At 67.3% G+C, this 17,232-nt stretch carries 14 protein-coding genes and 1 pseudogene; 11 read left to right on the forward strand and 4 right to left on the reverse strand.

All coding sequences use genetic code 11. The annotated features are described in order from the left end of the window. Positions 1 to 12 precede the first annotated feature (12 nt). Together ggt and AC3WOH_RS06385 are read left to right on the forward strand one after the other, a co-directional pair. Entirely contained in the window at positions 13 to 1,605 is a 1,593-nt protein-coding gene (ggt, locus tag AC3WOH_RS06380; protein ID WP_492228536.1) for a gamma-glutamyltransferase, read from the forward strand. 126 nt (positions 1,606 to 1,731) lie between these two features. After that, entirely contained in the window at positions 1,732 to 2,691 is a 960-nt protein-coding gene (locus tag AC3WOH_RS06385) for a Bug family tripartite tricarboxylate transporter substrate binding protein (protein WP_492228537.1), read from the forward strand. Positions 2,692 to 3,217: 526 nt separating this feature from the next. Here AC3WOH_RS06385 and AC3WOH_RS06390 read toward each other — a convergent pair. Then, positions 3,218 to 4,213, reverse strand: a complete 996-nt coding sequence (locus tag AC3WOH_RS06390; protein ID WP_492228538.1) for a DNA-binding protein — start codon at positions 4,211 to 4,213, stop codon at positions 3,218 to 3,220. Positions 4,214 to 4,337: 124 nt separating this feature from the next. Here AC3WOH_RS06390 and AC3WOH_RS06395 point away from each other — a divergent pair, with 124 nt between their 5' ends. Then, entirely contained in the window at positions 4,338 to 5,393 is a 1,056-nt protein-coding gene (locus AC3WOH_RS06395) for a site-specific integrase (protein ID WP_492228539.1), read from the forward strand. An 18-nt stretch (positions 5,394 to 5,411) separates the two neighbouring features. On the opposite strand, the gene AC3WOH_RS06400 is transcribed toward AC3WOH_RS06395, so the two are convergent. The 3 genes from AC3WOH_RS06400 to AC3WOH_RS06410 are packed head-to-tail and all read right to left on the reverse strand — an operon-like array spanning position 5,412 to position 7,971. Next, positions 5,412 to 6,086 carry a hypothetical protein gene (locus AC3WOH_RS06400; protein ID WP_492228540.1) on the reverse strand — a complete coding sequence of 225 codons (675 nt, stop codon included), beginning with the start codon at positions 6,084 to 6,086 and terminating at the stop codon, positions 5,412 to 5,414. Then, positions 6,083 to 7,063, reverse strand: a complete 981-nt coding sequence (locus AC3WOH_RS06405; protein ID WP_492228541.1) for an SMI1/KNR4 family protein — start codon at positions 7,061 to 7,063, stop codon at positions 6,083 to 6,085. The genes AC3WOH_RS06400 and AC3WOH_RS06405 overlap by 4 nt, the downstream gene beginning before the upstream one ends. Next, on the reverse strand, positions 7,060 to 7,971 hold the full coding sequence (locus AC3WOH_RS06410; protein WP_492228542.1) for a LysR family transcriptional regulator: 912 nt from the start codon (positions 7,969 to 7,971) through the stop codon (positions 7,060 to 7,062). The genes AC3WOH_RS06405 and AC3WOH_RS06410 overlap by 4 nt, the downstream gene beginning before the upstream one ends. Positions 7,972 to 8,082: 111 nt before the next feature. Here AC3WOH_RS06410 and AC3WOH_RS06415 point away from each other — a divergent pair, with 111 nt between their 5' ends. The 8 genes and pseudogenes from AC3WOH_RS06415 to AC3WOH_RS06450 form a co-directional block, all read left to right on the forward strand. Beyond that, positions 8,083 to 10,215 carry a 3-hydroxyacyl-CoA dehydrogenase NAD-binding domain-containing protein gene (locus AC3WOH_RS06415; protein WP_492228543.1) on the forward strand — a complete coding sequence of 711 codons (2,133 nt, stop codon included), beginning with the start codon at positions 8,083 to 8,085 and terminating at the stop codon, positions 10,213 to 10,215. 17 nt (positions 10,216 to 10,232) lie between these two features. Further along, the gene (locus AC3WOH_RS06420) at positions 10,233 to 11,414 is read left to right on the forward strand and encodes an acetyl-CoA C-acyltransferase (RefSeq protein WP_492228544.1); all 1,182 of its coding nucleotides are present in this window, start codon (positions 10,233 to 10,235) and stop codon (positions 11,412 to 11,414) included. Positions 11,415 to 11,426: 12 nt separating this feature from the next. Then, a complete protein-coding gene (locus AC3WOH_RS06425) occupies positions 11,427 to 12,635 on the forward strand; it encodes an acyl-CoA dehydrogenase family protein (RefSeq protein ID WP_492228545.1) in 1,209 nt (402 codons plus the stop codon). Between the two features lie 10 nt (positions 12,636 to 12,645). Next, positions 12,646 to 13,788: an acyl-CoA dehydrogenase family protein gene (locus AC3WOH_RS06430; RefSeq protein ID WP_492228546.1), complete on the forward strand. Its 1,143-nt coding sequence runs from the start codon at positions 12,646 to 12,648 to the stop codon at positions 13,786 to 13,788. Between the two features lie 2 nt (positions 13,789 to 13,790). Then, entirely contained in the window at positions 13,791 to 15,029 is a 1,239-nt protein-coding gene (locus tag AC3WOH_RS06435) for a CaiB/BaiF CoA transferase family protein (protein ID WP_492228547.1), read from the forward strand. Between the two features lie 43 nt (positions 15,030 to 15,072). Further along, positions 15,073 to 16,074 (forward strand): Bug family tripartite tricarboxylate transporter substrate binding protein, encoded by a 1,002-nt coding sequence (locus AC3WOH_RS06440; protein ID WP_492228548.1) that lies wholly within the window; start codon positions 15,073 to 15,075, stop codon positions 16,072 to 16,074. Positions 16,075 to 16,081: 7 nt separating this feature from the next. Next, the gene (locus tag AC3WOH_RS06445; RefSeq protein ID WP_492228549.1) at positions 16,082 to 17,056 is read left to right on the forward strand and encodes an NAD(P)H-dependent flavin oxidoreductase; all 975 of its coding nucleotides are present in this window, start codon (positions 16,082 to 16,084) and stop codon (positions 17,054 to 17,056) included. Between the two features lie 27 nt (positions 17,057 to 17,083). Further along, positions 17,084 to 17,232 (forward strand): annotated as a pseudogene (locus AC3WOH_RS06450) (electron transfer flavoprotein subunit beta/FixA family protein); the annotation flags it as partial.

Raw genomic sequence — 17,232 nt, forward strand, 5'->3', positions numbered from 1 at the left:
ATACTTCGGGCCATGCAGCCCTTTGACTGGTCGTTCCCGTACCCCTCCCAAAAGATGCCATTGCTCGCGGCCAATGCCGTGAGCGCCAGCCAGCCTTTGGCGGCGCAGGCAGGCTTGAGCATGTTGTACCAGGGGGGCAACGCCATCGATAGTGCATTGGCGTCCGCGATTGCGCTGACCGTGGTGGAGCCGGTCATGAACGGAATAGGCGGCGACATGTTCGTGCTGGTGTGGCATGAAGGCAGGTTGCATGGTTTGAACTCGAGCGGGCGCGCGCCCGCGCTCTGGACGCCGCAGTATTTCAAGGGGCATGAAAAGATGCCGGAGAAGGGCTGGGATTCGGTGACTGTACCGGGCCAGGTTGCAGGTTGGAAGGCGCTGTCGGACCGCTTTGGCAAACTGCCCTTTGCACGCCTGTTCGAGCCGGCCGTTCGGTACGCGCAAGAAGGCTTCATGGTTTCGCCGCAAATTGCGAGGCAGTGGGCCCACCAGATTCCACGGCTGATCGACCAGCCGGGCTTCCGCGATGCGTTCACATGGGATGGGCGCGCTCCCCGCGCAGGCGAGCTGTGGCGGTTTCCAGAGCAAGCCAGGACACTCGAGCTCATTGCCGAGAGCGGGGGCGAGAGTTTTTACCGGGGTGAACTCGCCGAGAAAATCGAAGCGTTTGCCAGGCAGTGCGGCGGTGCGCTGCGCGCAACCGATCTTGCAGCACACCGGGCCGAATGGGTCGAGCCCATTGCTCAGTCGTTTCGCGGCTACACCTTGCACGAGATTCCGCCGAATGGCCAAGGGCTTGCCGCACTGATTGCGTTGGGGATCCTGGACCACTTCGACTTGGCCGGTATGGGCGTAGACAGTGCCGACTACTACCACATGGGTCTGGAGGCGATGAAGCTGGCCTTCGCCGACCTCAAGAAATATGCCGCGGATGCGCCGGCCATGTCGCCGGTCTCTGCGGCCCACTTGCTCGACGCTGCCTATCTGGCAGAACGCGCGAAGCGCATCGATATGAAGCGCGCGGCCGATCCGGGCCCTGGCATGCCAAAAACCGGCGGAACGGTCTATCTGGCGTCCGCGGATGCGGCAGGCACCATGGTCTCCTACATCCAGTCGAACTACCATGGCTTCGGCTCCGGTGTGGTCGTTCCAGGCACCGGCATCAGTTTGCACAACCGTGGAGAAGACTTCAGCCTGGTCACTGGCCACCCGAATATCGTCGCTCCAGGCAAGCGTCCACTGCACACCATCATCCCAGGTTTCATCACGCGCGATGGCGCACCCGTGATGGCGATGGGCGTCATGGGTGGTTCGATGCAGGCACAAGGTCATGTGCAGATGGTGGCGCGGCTTGCCAGCTTCGGACAAAACCCGCAAGCCATGAGCGATGCACCACGGTTTCGCGTGGAGCCGGGCCCCACGGTCACGCTGGAATCGCACGTCCCTGCCGATGTGCCGGACTCCCTGCGCGCCCGCGGACACGATGTCACTGTTGCAAAGCGTGAAAGCCTGGATTTCGGGTCAGCCCAGCTGGTCTACAAGGCGGAGCACGGGTACATCGCAGCATCCGACTCGCGCCGGGACGGACAGGCCGTTGGCTTTTAGCAGGAGCGGAGCCAATCACGCAAGCCACCGAAGCTGCGCGCGTCGTCGACCTGATCGACGCACATGCATCTCCTCTACGCACTGTATTCCCCTTCCCACCAACCAATAAGCCAGGAGACACCCACAATGAAGCGACGAATCTTTTCCGCAGCAGCCGCAGCCTCGGCACTCTCACTGGCTTTGCCTGCATCTGGGCAAGACCGGACACTGAAGCTCATTGTGGGGTTCGCACCCGGTGGTTCGTCCGACCAGCTGACGAGAATTCTTGCCGACAAACTGCGTGTGTTGCTGGGACAAAACGTCGTCGTCGAGAACAAGCCGGGCGCCTCGGGGCGGGTATCCATGGCTGAGCTCAAACGCTTGCCGCCGGATGGGCAAACCCTGGTCATGGCCACCAGTGGCACGCTGGTGGTGGCTCCCTGGCTGTATCCCAATCTGCCGTACGATGCCGTGAAGGACTTCACGCCCATCGCGCGTGCGGCAAGCTTCGACTTTGCGCTCACCATCGGTCCTGCAGGCCCCCAACGCGATATCAAGCATGTGGTGGCCTGGATGAAGGCGAATCCTGAAAAAGCCAACTTCGCCACGTCGGGGGCCGGAACACTGGGTCACTTTACTGGCGTGCTGCTTTCGCAGACCACGGGCGTCAATCTCACGCACATACCGTACAAAGGGGGTGCCCCTGCAGCGCAAGACCTGGTGGCCGGGCTGCTCCCCCTCATGGTGGACACGGCCTCTGAAACCTTGGAGCACCACAAGGCGGGCAGGGTGCGGATTGTCGCGGTGACAGGACAGGAACGCTCCAGCGCCTTGCCCGACGTGCCTACCTTGAAGGAAGCCGGCATCAACATGACGGCGGATGGGTATTTCGGCCTGTACGGTCCTGCGGGAATGCAGCCGGCTGTCGTGCAGCGCGTCGAACGTGCCGTGGCGGAGGCCCTTCGCGCCCAGGATGCGAGGGACAAGATTTCAGCGCTGGGGCTGGTTCCGGACTACCTGGATTCAGCTGGGCTCAAGAAGCTGCAAGCCGAGCAGCTCAAGCGCTGGGAGCAGCCGGTGAAGGCCTCCGGCTTCAAGCCAGACTGACAAGGTGGAGCTGGCGTGTCGGTGTTTGCTGCACGCCACCAACAACCATCGGCTGGTCAATGGCTGTGCAGCCAGCCAACAAGGCCGTCGGGAGCCTCCGTTGCGTGCGGCCGCGTTTGTCGCCCAGTCTGGGGTCCATGTCGGGGTGCCACTGACCAGATCGAGCACGGCGTGGGGCCAGGCGCGGCCCTCTGCGCTCGAAGTATCTGCGACTAGATACGATGTATATTATGTTAAATAAAAGAAGCGAAATTTGAGCGGTATTTGAGCGGTTTGTGCCCAGGCATGCCGGGTCAGTCCGGGCCGATCCCTCTTTTGCGCCCGCCTCTTTCTCTTCTTGATGCCTTCCGGGGATTCGAACCCCAGCCAGGTCCGGCCATCCGGCGCCGACCTGCCGCCCTGTGTCGCTCCATGCTGATCCGCCGCCTCCAACGCCCGCCCCTGGTCGCCGCTGTTGTTCTTGTCTCGACCACTGCGGCTGCCCAGTCGGCCAGGGAGTCCTTCAAATAGACCGCCCGGGCCGGTTCTAGCCCTTGCTCCGGCGGGCCCTCGTTTTCGATGCCGCCCCCGGTGCGGGTGCTGGCGGCGTGGCGGGGAGCCGGTCGCGCAGTTCGTTGAGCACGGCAAGCATGTCGTTGCTGCGCGCATCGAGCTTCGCCTGCAGGCCTTGCGCCTCGTCGCGGGCGGACTGCAGCTCCCGATCCAGATTGGACCGGTCGATCTGCAGGCTGCTCACCTGGGCATCGAGCTCCCGGCTTCGGTCCATGGCGTCGGCCAGTGCCTTGGCCGCCTTCCTGCCGTCGACTTCCAACTGCTGCGTCAGGCGCTTGGACTCCTGGCGGGCCCGGTCCACCTCGGCGTTGAGCCGGCGTTCCTGGGATTGGGCCCGCTCTTCGAGCCGTGCGCGCTCGGCCCGGTGCTCCACGTCCCGGGCTTCGTGCTGGCGCCGCTGGGCATCCGCTGCCTGCCGCAGTTGCATGCCTTCGGAGCGCATGCCTTCGAGTTGCTGTTGGCAGGCCTGCAGTTGCTGCTGCAACTCCTGGGTCTGGCGCACCAGTTCGGCGATCTGGGCATCCCGGGCCTGCATGGCCACGGCATAGGCGGCGTTGCGGTCATCCAGCCGCTGCTTTTCTCGCGCCACCTCGTCCTGCGCATGGCGCAATGCCTGGGCCTCGTCCTCCAATGCAGCGCGCGACTGGGCCCACTGGGCGGCCGCCTGCTCGTCTGCCTGCTGGAGCGCCCGCCCCCACAAGGCTTTCGCGGCGCGGACCACGGGCGCCGGCAAGGGCACTTCGGCCTCCGCCGGGGCCTGTGCGGGGTCTGCCGGCCCGTGCAGCCGCCGGGCCAGGGACCCGTACCAGCCATCGAGCATGGGCCCCACCGTGTTGGGCGAGCCGCGGCCCAGTTGCTGGCGCACGCGCTCTATGGTCGGCCGCTCGCCCAGACCCAGCACGGCATCCGCCGCGGCCCAGACTTCTTCCATCTGCACCCCCCGCGCACCCCTCACACTTTTCGCTTGCATGGCCCTGCCTTTCGCTCCAAATTACCTACGATAATAGATTGTTATCGTGAGTAAAAAATTAAATTCATATTAAACAATACATCATATGTATTGTTTATGCAAATTCTGACTGGGGAAGTCATTGATGCGCCTGCCCACCCTCCAAACCCAGCCTGCGCTGGAACCCAGCGTGCTTTCGGTGGTGGCGGCGCGTGCCGTCGACGAGTTGATGCGCGAGGGGGAATCCGCCAACACCCTGGCCAGTTACCGGTCGGCGCTGCGTTACTGGGCGGCCTGGTTCAACGTGCGCTACGGCCAGCCGATTGCGCTGCCGTTGCCACCCAGCGCCGTGCTGCAGTTCATCGTGGACCATGCCCAGCGCACCACCCCGAGCGGTCTGGCCCATGAATTGCCTCCGGCCCTTGATGCGGCGCTGGTCGAGGCCGGTTTCAAGGGCAAGCCGGGGCCCATGGCGCTCAACACCCTGGTGCACCGCGTTTCGGTGCTGTCCAAGGCGCACCAGATGCGTGGTGTGAAGAACCCCTGCCAGGATCCCCAGGTGCGCGAGCTGCTGGCCAAGACGCGCCGCGCCTACGGCAAGCGCGGCGAGTTGCCCCAGAAGAAGGCCGCCCTCACCAGGGATCCGCTGATGGCGATCCTGGCGACCTGCGATACCTCCACGCTCAAGGGGCTGCGTGATCGCGCCCTCCTCCTCTTTGCCTTTGCCAGTGGCGGCCGGCGGCGCTCGGAGGTGTCCCAGGCCGACATGAAGCTCCTGCGCCGCAACGGGCCCGCATCCTTCACCTACACCCTGGCCTACTCCAAGACCAACCAGAACGCCGCAGACCGGCCGGAGAACCACAAGCCTATCGAAGGCATCGCGGGCGAGGCGCTGCAGGCCTGGCTTGCCGCCTCAGGCATCCACGAGGGCGCCGTCTTCCGGCGTGTGCGCAAGGGCGGGCAGCTGGGTGATCCGCTGTCCGCTGCCGCTGTGCGCGATGTCGTCAAGGAGCGCGCCCGCGCGGCGGGGCTGCCCGATGTGTTCTCGGCGCATTCGCTGCGCTCCGGTTTCGTGACCGAGGCCGCCACCCAGAAGGTTCCCATGGCCGACACCATGGCCATGACGGGGCACCGCAGCGTGGCGAGCGTGCTGGGCTACTTCCGGCCGTCGTCGAGCAACCCGGGTGCCCATCTTCTCTAGCGTGGGGCGCCGCAGGGCTTACGGCAGGTCCTGCACCCGGGCCCCCAGGCGCAGGCTGGCGCAGAAGGCAGCGAATTCGCCCTGGTGGTCGATGGGCGGGTTCTGCAACTGCACGAACAGGTCGGGCGCCAGCTGCAGCAGCGTGACGTCGGCGCCACCCGAGCCGGCGTAGATGCCCGTGTAGTTCTTAGTGCGGGTGCGCCACCAGTACATGCGCACAATGGTTTCGCCTGTCCACGCGGGCTTGCCGCAGAAGTCGGCGGCCTGGGCGGGCTGATCGCCGGCCTGCGCGTTCGGCACCATCCAGCGGCCATCCTCGGCGCGCGTGAACGAGTCCAGGAGCGTGCCCCGGGGCCCCGCGCGCACCACCTGCACGCTGGGCGTCGGAGGGCCAGCATCGATCATCCAATCGCACACCTTGTAGGGTGGCTGGCCGCCCTCCTCCTTGTCCTTGCATTCTCCGCGGGGCGCGGGTTCGGGGCGGAGCTTGACGATGTCGAAGGCGCACGCGCTGCCATTGCGCTCATCGGCCTGGCGCTTGGGCCGGGTGATCTTGTAGGTGGCCGGCAGCTCGAATTCGAGGCCGCAGGCAGCAACCTGCACGGTCGCCGCGGGTTCGGCGGCATGGCTGCACAGGGGCAGCAGCAGCGCGGCGAATACTGACAGGAGGTGGTAGTGGGCCTTGTGCATCATGTATTTGCTCCGAGCGCTTGCAGCAGCGCAGCCCGGAAATCCGTGCCGAGATGCCACTGGCCCTCCCCTTGCACCAGATCGCCAGCGTCCACGCGTGCCTGGAACCAGTCTTCCACGAAACCCGGCGCCCAGCCGCCGGTGCCGAAATGCGCGCTGCCCACCATCGCGATGACGCCGGGGTAGGACTGCAGGAAGCCCTCCATCGACCGCACCGGCCGGCTGTGGCTGAGCAGCAGGAACTGGGTGGCATACATCCGGTGCGAGTTCGCGTCCGCGTGCAGCGCGAAAAAGCCCTTGTCCTGCACGATGGCCTCGGCCAGGCGGCGGATGGCCGCGGGCAGCCCCGGGTCGGGCCACTGGTCGCAGAGCTTTTGCAGCCGCGAGTTGAAAGGCGCGCTGCGCACATGGGCCAGCGCGTCGTTCTTCACGTCCTCGGGGTCGTCCTCGTATTCGGATTCATGCACCAGGCTGAGCACAAAGGTCTCGAAGTCCGGCGCCAGCGGCGTGATGCGGTAGTCGCCCTCCTGGTCGACATGCACCACGGCGGGCTCGCCCGACGGCCCGCAGGCACGGTAGTCGAGCGCGATCATGTCGTGCCCGGCCGAGGGGCAGTCGCCAAAGTACACGCCGATATCCGGGTAGTCCCAGGCCTCGATCTTGAAGCGGCTGCCCAGGCCGCCGCACAGGCTCCACTGCTGCGCGAAGCCGATGCCCTTGAAGGCGCTGATCGCCACATGGTCGTCGGCCCAGGAGGTTGCCCCATCGGTGGGAAAGCAGCGCCGGGCCGGAATGCCGCCGTTTTGCGACTGCATCAGCGCGATGTAGCTGGCCGGCAGCCGGTAGCCCAGCGCGGCCTCGACGGCAGCAACTACCGCCGGCGTGGGCGGCGGCTCGACATACTCCTTGCGTGCGTAGTCGCTGTCGTCCCAGAAGCTGGACAGATCAAAGCCCGAAAACGGCGTGGCCTGGGTGTTCATATGCTCTGTGCCCCCTCTCCCTGCGCTGCACGCGCCTTGTCGAGCAAAAATTCGATGCACAGGCGCACGGCACGCGTCTGGTGGCGGTTGGGCATGTACAGGAGGTGCATGCGCGTGCCGAAGATGCTCAGGCGGTAGTCGTCCAGCGTGGTCAGCACCTCGCCCGATTCGATGGCGTCCTTCACCACGTAGTCGGGCACCAGGCCCACGCCCAGGCCCGCGAGGATGCCCTGGCGCAAGAACGGGAAGTGTTCCGAGATCAGGGTCGGCTCCAGCAGCAGCTCCTGCCGCTCCTCGCCCTGGTAGGCGCTCAGGCGCAACTGGCGCCCTGTCACCCCGGCGGTGATGAGCGGGGCGCTGCGCAGCTCGAACAGGGTCTGCGGCAGGCCGTGCTGTTGGGCGAAGCCGCGCGAGGCGCAGGCGATGTAGCGCACCGTGCCCAGGCTGCGCGCCACCAGGGACAGCGGCGGCTCCTGGATCACGCGGATGGCGATGTCCACCTCGTCACGCAGGTTGTCGGCGCGGTTCTCGAACAGCACGTCGAGCACGATGCCGGGGTACAGGCGCTTGAACTCGATCAGCCAGTCGCTCATCACGATCTGGCCGTAGCCGCTGGGCACGCTGATGCCCACCCTGCCCTGCAGGCCCTGCCCCAGCGTGGCAATGGTCTCGCGCGCGGCCAGCATCTCGTTCTGGATGCTGCGGCCGTGCTCGTACAGGCGCAGCCCCACCTCGGTGGGCTCCACCCGGCGCGTGGTGCGCCGCACCAGCTGCACGCCCACAGATTTTTCAAGCTGGGTCAGGTGGTAGCTGACATTGGCGCGCGATACCTTGAGCTTGCGCGCGGCCTGGCTCAGGTTGCCGCTGTCGATGATTTCGACCAGCAAGGCCAGAGAGTGGGAATCCATAGGGGGATTATTGTCTGAAAAATTTTGACAGTCTGTCAATCCAACCAGGGATTGTTATAAATCGGTGTCACCGCAAGAATCCCGGTTTTCTCAAAAGCCCTTAGAGGAGACATGCGCGTGACCCATCCAGCCCCAGCATCCGTCGTTCGGTTGAGCCAGCAGGAGGGCGTGCAGCTCATCCACATCGACAACCCGCCGGTCAACGCCCTGGGCGCCGCGGTGCGCCAGGGGCTGCTGGCCGCGATAGCCCAGGCCGAGGCGGATGCCGGCGTCCGCGCCGTGCTCATCGTGGGCGAGGGCCGGGCCTTCATTGCCGGGGCCGACATCCGCGAATTCGGCAAGCCCCCTGTGCCGCCGGCCCTGCCCCAGGTCTGCCAGGCCATCGAAGCCTGCAGCAAGCCGGTGGTGGCCGCCATCCATGGCGCGGCCCTGGGCGGTGGGCTGGAGGTGGCCCTGTCGGCCCACTACCGCCTGGCGCTGCCGGGCGCCCAACTGGGCCTGCCCGAGGTGCTGCTGGGCCTGCTGCCCGGCTCTGGCGGCACGCAGCGCGCGCCGCGCCTCATGGGCGTGAAGGCTGCCACCGAACTCATGCTCAGCGGCAAGCACATCGGCGCCCAGGCGGCCCTGGCCGCGGGCCTGGTGGACGCGGTGGCCGAGGGCAGCGACCCCGTGGCCGCCGGCCTGGCCTATGTGCGCGAGCTGCTGGCGCGCCAGGCGCCGGTACGCCCCACCAGCGCCCTGCCCGGCCGCCTGGCCGACAAGGCCGCGGCCCAGGCCGAACTCGACACCCTCAAGGCCGAGACCGCCAAGTCCGCGCGCGGCCTGTTCTCGCCGCTGAAGATCATCGATTGCGTGCAGGCCGCGCTGGACCTGCCTTTCGAGCAGGGCATGCAGTTCGAGCGCGCCCAGTTCATGGCCTGCCTGGACAGCCCGCAGCGCGCCGGCCTGATCCACGCCTTCTTTGCCGAGCGCGAGGTGGTCAAGGTGCCCGAAGCCCAGGCGGCTGCGCCCCGCCCCTTCACCTCCATCGCCGTGATCGGCGGCGGCACCATGGGCGCGGGCATCACCGTGTCGGCCCTGGACGCGGGCCTGCCCGTGACCATGATCGAACGCGACGAAGCCTCCATCGCGCGCGGTCGGGCCCATGTGGAGAAGGTCTACGACGCCCTGGTGGCCAAGGGCCGCATGGCCCCCGAGGCCAAGGCCGCCACCATGGCGCGCTACACCGGCAGCACGCGCTATGAGGACATTGCCGGCGCCGACCTGGTGATCGAGGCGGTCTTCGAGGACATCGAGGTCAAGAAAACCGTGTTCCGCGAGCTCGACCGCGTCTGCAAACCCGGCGCCGTGCTGGCCACCAACACTTCCTACCTGGACATCGACGCGATTGCAGCCGCCACCGCGCGCCCACAGGACGTGATCGGCCTGCACTTCTTCAGCCCCGCCAACATCATGAAGCTGCTGGAGATCGTGGTGCCGGCCCGGGTCAGCGCCGACGTGGTGGCCACCGCCTTCGAGCTGGCCAAGCGGCTCAAGAAGGTGCCGGTGCGTGCCGGCGTGTGCGACGGGTTCATCGGCAACCGCATCCTGGCCGTGTACAAGCAGGCGGCCGACTACCTCATGGAAGACGGCGCCAGCCCCTACGAGATCGACGCTGCCGTGCGCGGCTTCGGCTACCCCATGGGCCCCTTCCAGGTGACCGACCTGGCGGGCGGCGACATCGGCTGGGCCACGCGCAAGCGCCGCGCGGCCACGCGCGACCCCAAGGCGCGCTATGTGGAGATCGCCGACCGCATCTGCGAGCGCGGCTGGTTCGGCCAGAAAACCGGCCGGGGCTTCTACCTCTACCCCGAAGGTGCGCGCGTGGGCCAACCGGACCCCGAAGTACTGGCCATCGTCGATGCCGAGCGTGCGCGCAAGGGCGTTGTGCCGCGCGCTTTCAGCGCCGATGAGATCATGCGCCGCTACATGGCCGCCATGGTCAACGAAGGCGCCAAGGTGGTGGCCGAGGGCATCGCCCTGCGGCCGCTGGACGTGGATGTGACATTCCTGTCCGGCTACGGCTTTCCGCGCCACCACGGCGGCCCCATGAAGTGGGCCGACATGCAGGGCCTGCCGCAGGTGCTGGCCGACATCCGCGAATTCGCCAAGGACGACCCGCTGTTCTGGCAGCCCGCCCCCCTGCTGGAACAACTGGTGGCCGAGGGCCGCAATTTCGACAGCCTGAACCAAACAACCGCCTGAACCAGGAGACACCCACCATGCGCGAAGCCGTCATCGTTTCCACCGCCCGCACCCCGCTGGCCAAGTCGCACCGCGGCGAATTCAATGCCACGCCGGCCGCCCAGCTGGCCGCGTTCTCCGTCACGGCGGCCGTCGAGCGCTCGGGCGTGGACCCCGAGATGTTCGAGGACTTCATCCTGGGCTGCGGCAACCCCGATGGTTTCCAGGGCCGCAACCTGGGTCGCCAGACCGTGCTGCGCGCCGGGCTGCCCCTGTCGGTGGCGGGCACCACGGTCACGCGCTTTTGCGCCTCGGGCCTGCAGTCCATCGCCATTGCGGCGGGCCGCATCGTGGCCGAGGGCGTGCCGGCCATGATTGCTGGCGGGGTGGAAACCATCTCCGGCATCCGCCCCGGCAACAACCTGCCCACCGACATGGACCCCTGGCTGGTGGAGCACAAGCCCGCCCTGTACATGGCCATGATCGACACGGCCGACGTGGTGGCCGGGCGCTACGGCATCTCGCGCGAGGACCAGGACGCCTTCTCGCTGCAAAGCCAGCAGCGCACCGCCGCCGCGCAGGCCGCGGGCCGGTTCGACGGTGAAATCATCCCCTGCGCCACGCGCATGGCCGAAAAGAACAAGGACACCGGCGAAGTCACCTACCGCGACGTGGTCGCCACGCGCGACACCTGCAACCGCCCCGGCACCACGCTCGAAGGCCTGCTGGCGCTGGAGCCCGTGAAGGGCCCAGGCCAGTTCATCACGGCCGGCAATGCCTCGCAGCTGTCCGATGGCTCGTCGGCCTGCGTGCTGATGGAGGCCAAGGAGGCCGAGCGCCTGGGCCTGCAACCGCTGGGCGCTTTCCGCGGCATGGCTGTGGCCGGCTGCGAACCCGATGAGATGGGCATCGGCCCGGTGTTCGCCGTGCCCAAGCTGCTGGCGCGCCATGGTCTCACGGTCGAGGATATCGACCTCTGGGAGCTCAACGAGGCCTTCGCCTCGCAGGCCCTGTACTGCCAGCGCCGCCTGGGCATCCCCATGGAGCGGCTCAACGTCAACGGCGGCGCCATCTCCATCGGCCACCCCTTCGGCATGACGGGCGCGCGTCTGGCCGGCCACATCCTGCTCGAAGGCCGGCGCCGCAAGGCGAAGTGGGGCGTGGTGACCATGTGCATCGCCGGGGGCATGGGCGCCGCCGGCCTGTTCGAGATTTTCTGAGAGAGGCACGACATGGATCTGCAATTCACCCCCGAAGAACAGGCCTTCCGCGAGGAAGTGCAGGCCTTTCTGAAAGACCGCCTGCCCGCCGCGCTGGCGCACAAGGTCAAGTCGGGCCAGCGCCTGACCAAGGGCGACCAGGAGGAGTGGCACGCCATCCTGAACGCGCGCGGCTGGCTGGCCAACCACTGGCCTGCGCAGTATGGCGGCCCGGGCTGGGGCGCGGTGCAGAAGTTCATCTTCGACAACGAGTGCGCCGTGGCGGGCGGGCCGCGCATCGTGCCCTTCGGCGTCAACATGCTGGGCCCGGTGCTCATCAAGTACGGCAGCGAGGCCCAGAAGCAGTACTGGCTGCCGCGCATCCTGAGCGGTGCCGACTGGTGGTGCCAGGGCTATTCCGAACCGGGCTCGGGCTCGGACCTGGCCTCGGTCAAGACCACGGCCGTGCACGGTGTGGATGCACAGGGCGCGCACTACATCGTCAACGGCCAGAAGACCTGGACCACCCAGGGCCAGCACGCCAACATGATCTTCTGCCTGGTGCGCACGGACCGCGAGGCCAAGGCCCAGTCGGGCATCAGCTTCCTGCTGGTGGACATGGACACGCCGGGTGTTGAGGTGCGGCCCATCCGCACGCTCGATGGCGACCGCGAGGTCAACGAGGTGTTCTTCACCGACGTGCGCGTGCCCGCCGAGAACCTGGTGGGCGAAGAGAACAAGGGCTGGACCTACGCCAAGTACCTCTTGACCTACGAACGCACCGGCATCGCCGGCGTGGGCTTTTCGGTAGCCGCGCTTGAAAAGCTCAAGGTCATTGCCGCCAGGGTGCAGCGCAATGGCCGCCCGCTGAGCGAAGACCCGCAGTTCGCTACGCGCATGGCCAAGGTCGAGATCGACCTCGAGAACATGAAGACCACCAACCTGCGCGTGATCGCGGCCGTGGCCGGCGGCGGCGTGCCGGGGGCCGAGAGCTCCATGCTCAAGATCCGCGGCACCGAGATCCGCCAGGAAATCCTGTCGCTGATCCGCCGTGCCATGGGCCCCGCTGCCCTGCCCTACATCGAGGAGGCGCAGCACCAGGACCTGTATGCGGCGACCTCGGGGCCCGCCGAGGCGGCCACGGCCGCGGCCAACTACTTCAACTACCGCAAGCTGTCGATCTTCGGCGGCTCCAACGAAATCCAGAAGAACATCATCTCCAAGATGATCCTGGGCCTGTGAGGCAGCTGCCATGAACTTTGAACACACCGAAGACCGCCGCATGCTGGCGGACACCCTGGACCGCTTCGTGGCCGGGCAGTGCCCCATGGAGACCCGCAACGCCATCGCCTACGGCAGCACCGGCATGTCGAGCGCACTGTGGGGGCAGTTCGCCGAGCTGGGCGCCATTGGCGCCCTGTTCCCCGAAACGGATGGCGGCTTCGGCGGCGCCGGTTTCGACATTGCCGTGGTCTTCGAGGCGCTGGGCCGGGGCTTGGTGGTGGAACCCTTCCTGGGCGCACTGCTGGTGGGCCGCGCCCTGGGGGCGGCAGGTACGCCCGCGCAGAAGGAACGCATCGCCAGCCTGATGGATGGCAGCACCGTGGCCGCGCTGGCCCATGACGAGCCGGGCAGCCACTACGAACTGGCGCGCGTGGCCACGCAGGCGGTGCGCAGCGGCCAGGGCTGGGTGCTGAGCGGCGCCAAGGCCGTGGTTGTGCAGGGCGGCGCGGCACAACTGCTGCTGGTCTCGGCCCGCACGGCGGGCGCGGTGGACAGCGAGGACGGCATTTCGCTGTTCCTCGTGCCGGCCGACGCTCCCGGTGTGGAACGCCGGGGCTGTGGCCGCATCGACGGTGGGGGCGCTGCCGACATCACGTTCACCGACGTGGAGTTGGGCCCCGATGCGCTGCTGGGCGCCGAGGGCCAGGGCCTGGCCACGCTGGAGCTGGCCGTGGGCTGGGGCGTGCTGGCCCTGTGCGCCGAGGCGCTGGGCGCCATGGAAGTGGCCAAGAAAGACACGCTCGAATACCTGCAGACGCGCAAGCAGTTCGGCGTGCCCATCGGCAGCTTCCAGGCGCTGCAGCACCGCATGGCCGACCTGCTGCTGGAGGTGGAGCAGGCACGCTCGGCCGTGATCAACGCGGCGGCCGCCATGGATGGCGGGCGCCTGGCGCGCGAACGCTCGCTGTCGGCCGCCAAGTTCACCATCGGCCGCATCGGCGCCCTGGTGTCCGAGGAAAGCATTCAGATGCATGGGGGTATCGGCATGACCTGGGAGCTGCCGCTGTCGCACTATGCCAAGCGGCTGGTGATGATCGACCACCAGTTGGGCGACGAAGACCACCACCTGGCGCGCTACATGGCTTTGGGCGCCGGCACACAAGGAGACTGAACATGGCAACCACCCAAGAACTCATCCAGGGCCTGGACCTGCCCCTTGAAGGCGTGCGCGTGCTGGACCTGTCGCGCGTCTTCGCCGGGCCGCTGTGCGGCCAGGTGCTGGCCGACTTCGGGGCGGAGGTCATCAAGGTCGAGCACCCGGGCCGCGGCGACGACACGCGCGACTGGGGCATGCGCATCGGCAAGACCGAGACCACCTACTACAACAGCATGAACCGCAACAAGCGGTCCATCACGCTGGACCTGCAAAGCCCTGAGGCCCTGAAGATCATCCACAGCCTGCTGCCGCAGGTCGACGTGGTGATCCACAACTTCAAGACCGGCGGCGCCGAGAAGCTGGGCCTGGGTTATGAGCAGCTCAAGGCGATCCGGCCCGACCTGGTCTACTGCGCCGTGGCCGGCTACGACGCGAGCGGCCCCGAGGCCAAGCGGCCCGGTTACGACCTGGTGATCCAGGGCGAGGCCGGCCTGATGGCGCTCAACGGCGAGGCCGAGCAGCCGCCCCTGAAGTTCGGCGTGGCCGTGGTGGACCTGGTGACCGGCATGCATGCGGCCCAGGCCGTGCTGGCCGCCCTGTTCCGGCGCGAGCGCACGGGCAAGGGCCGGCTGATCGAGATGGCGCTGTACGACTGCGGCATCATGGTCACGGGCTACTACGGGCTCGATGCGCTGCAGCTGGGTCGTGACCCGGCGCGCTACGGCAACGCCCACCCCTCCATCGTGCCCTACGGCATGTTCGAAGCCGCCGATGGCCCGCTGATCATCGCCGTGGGCAACAACACCCAGTTCGACAAGTTCTGCCGCGCGGTCATCGAGCGGCCCGACATCGTCGAAGACCCGCGCTTCGCCACCAATGTGGAGCGGGCCAAGAACCGCCCGGCCCTGGTGCCGCTGCTCAACGGCATGATCCGCTCGCTGCCGCGCGACCTGTTGCTCCAACGCATGGCGGCTGCCGGCATCCCCTGCGGCAAGGTCGCCGGCCTGCACGAGGCCCTGACCAGCCAGCGCACGCGCCAGAGCGGCCTGGTGCAGGACATGCCCCACCCCGTGACCGGCACCACGCCCGTGTTCGCTCCGCCCTACCGCCTGGACGGCCAGCGCCTGCCGCTGCGCAATGCGCCGCCCACGCTGGGCGAAGGCACGCGCGAGGTGCTGCAGCGCCTGCTGGCCCTGGGCGAGGACGAGCTGCAGCGCTTGCAGCAAAGCGGCGCGCTGACCCTTCCAGCCGCCTGACGCTACCCGTGCCTACCGATATCCACAACACCGAGACAAGACCATGAGCACCCATTTCAACCGCCGCACCGCCCTGCAGGGCCTGGCCGCCCTGGGCGGCGCGAGCCTGCTGGGCAGCGGCCTGGCCCAGCCCGCCAAGGACGCCTGGCCCGCCAGCCTGATCAAGCTGGTCGTGCCCTTTCCGGCCGGGGGGCCCACCGACACGGCCTCGCGCATCGTGGGCCAGAAGCTCGCCGAGCGCCTCAAGCAGGCCGTGGTGGTGGAAAACCGCCCCGGCGCTTCGGGCTCCATCGCCGCGCTGCAGGTGGCCAAGGCCGAGCCCGATGGCTACACCCTGATGATGCTGGCCACCCCCACCCTGCTGGCGCCCCATCTGTACAAGAAGACGGGCTACGACACGGTGAAGGACTTCGCCCCCGTGGCCACGGTGTACGACCTGCCCATCGTGGTGGTGGTCAACCCCACCCAGTTGCCCGAGGTGACCGACCTGCGCAAGCTGATCGCCCATGCCAAGGCGCAGAAGGCCCCGCTCAACTACACCAGCTCGGGCGCGGGCAGCTTCGGCCACCTGAGCATGGAACTGCTCAAGCAGATGGGCGGTTTCGACATGCAGCACGTGCCCTACAAGGGTGGCGTGCCGGCCATCACCGACACCATCGGCGGCCAGGTGCCGGTGATGTATGCCGACCTGGTGGCAGCCCTGCCCCACATCAAGGCCGGCAAGCTGCGCGCCATCGCCATCGGGTCGCCGCAGCGCGTGTCCATGTTGCCCGATGTACCGACCATTGCCGAGCAGGGTTTCAAGGGCTATGACGCCGTGTCCTGGGGCGGCCTGCTGGCCCCTACGGGCACGCCCAAGGCGGTGGTGGAGCGCATCGCCAATGAGGTGCGCCAGATCCTGGCCGACAAGGAAATCCAGGAGAAGCTGTTGAACGCAGGTGCCATCGCCCGCTTCCAGGACCCGGCGCAGATGGGCCAGCATGTGCAGCAGGACTATGCCAAGTGGGGCCAGCTGATCCGCGACAAGGGCATTGCCCCGGAGTGAGACGACCATGAAGACACGCATCACCGAACTCTTCGGCATCGAGCACCCCATCATCCAGGGTGGCATGCACCATGTGGGCCTGGCCGAGTTGGCCTCGGCCGTCTCCAACGCAGGCGGGCTGGGCATGGTCACCGGGCTGACGCAGCGCACGCCCGAGCTGCTGGCGCGCGAGATTGCGCGCTGCCGCGCCATGACGGACAAGCCCTTCGGCGTGAACCTGACCTTTCTGCCCTCGGTCAACCCGCCCGATTACCCGGGCTATGTGAAGGCCATCATCGAAGGCGGCGTGAAAGTGGTCGAGACCGCCGGCAACAACCCGCAGAAATGGCTGCCGGCGCTCAAGGAGGCCGGAATCAAGGTCATCCACAAGTGCACTTCGGTGCGCCATGCGCTCAAGGCCCAGGCCATCGGCTGCGATGCGATCAGCGTGGACGGCTTCGAGTGCGGCGGCCACCCTGGCGAGGACGATGTGCCCAACTTCATCCTGCTGCCGCGGGCGGCCGAGGAACTGAGCATCCCCTTCGTGGCATCGGGCGGCATGGCCGACGGCCGCTCGCTCGTTGCCGCGCTGGCCCTGGGCGCCGAGGGCATGAACATGGGCACGCGCTTCATTGCCACCCAGGAGGCGCCGGTGCACGAGAACGTCAAGCGCGCCATCGTCGCGGCCAGCGAACTCGACACGCGCCTGGTCATGCGCCCGCTGCGCAACACCGAGCGGGTGTTGAGCAACGCCGCCGTGGAGCGGCTGCTCAACAAGGAGCGCGAACTGGGCGCGGCCATCAGCTTCGGAGACATCCTGCCCGAGGTGGCCGGCGTCTACCCGCGCATCATGCAAAGCGGCGAGATGGACGCGGGCGCCTGGTCCTGCGGCATGGTCGCCGGCCTGATCCACGACGTGCCCACGGTGCAGCAATTGATCGACCGGACCATGGCCGAGGCCCATGCCCTCATCCACGAGCGCCTGGCTGGCCTTGTCCGCTGAGTCCCAACACTTTTTGAAGGAAGCTCCATGAAAATCCTCGTCCCCGTCAAGCGCGTGGTGGACTACAACGTCAAGGTCCGCGTCAAGTCGGACAACACGGGTGTGGACATCGCCAACGTGAAGATGAGCATGAACCCCTTTGACGAAATCGCCGTCGAAGAGGCCGTGCGCCTCAA

The sequence above is a fragment of the Acidovorax sp. FW305-C-20-28 genome (assembly GCF_058783375.1).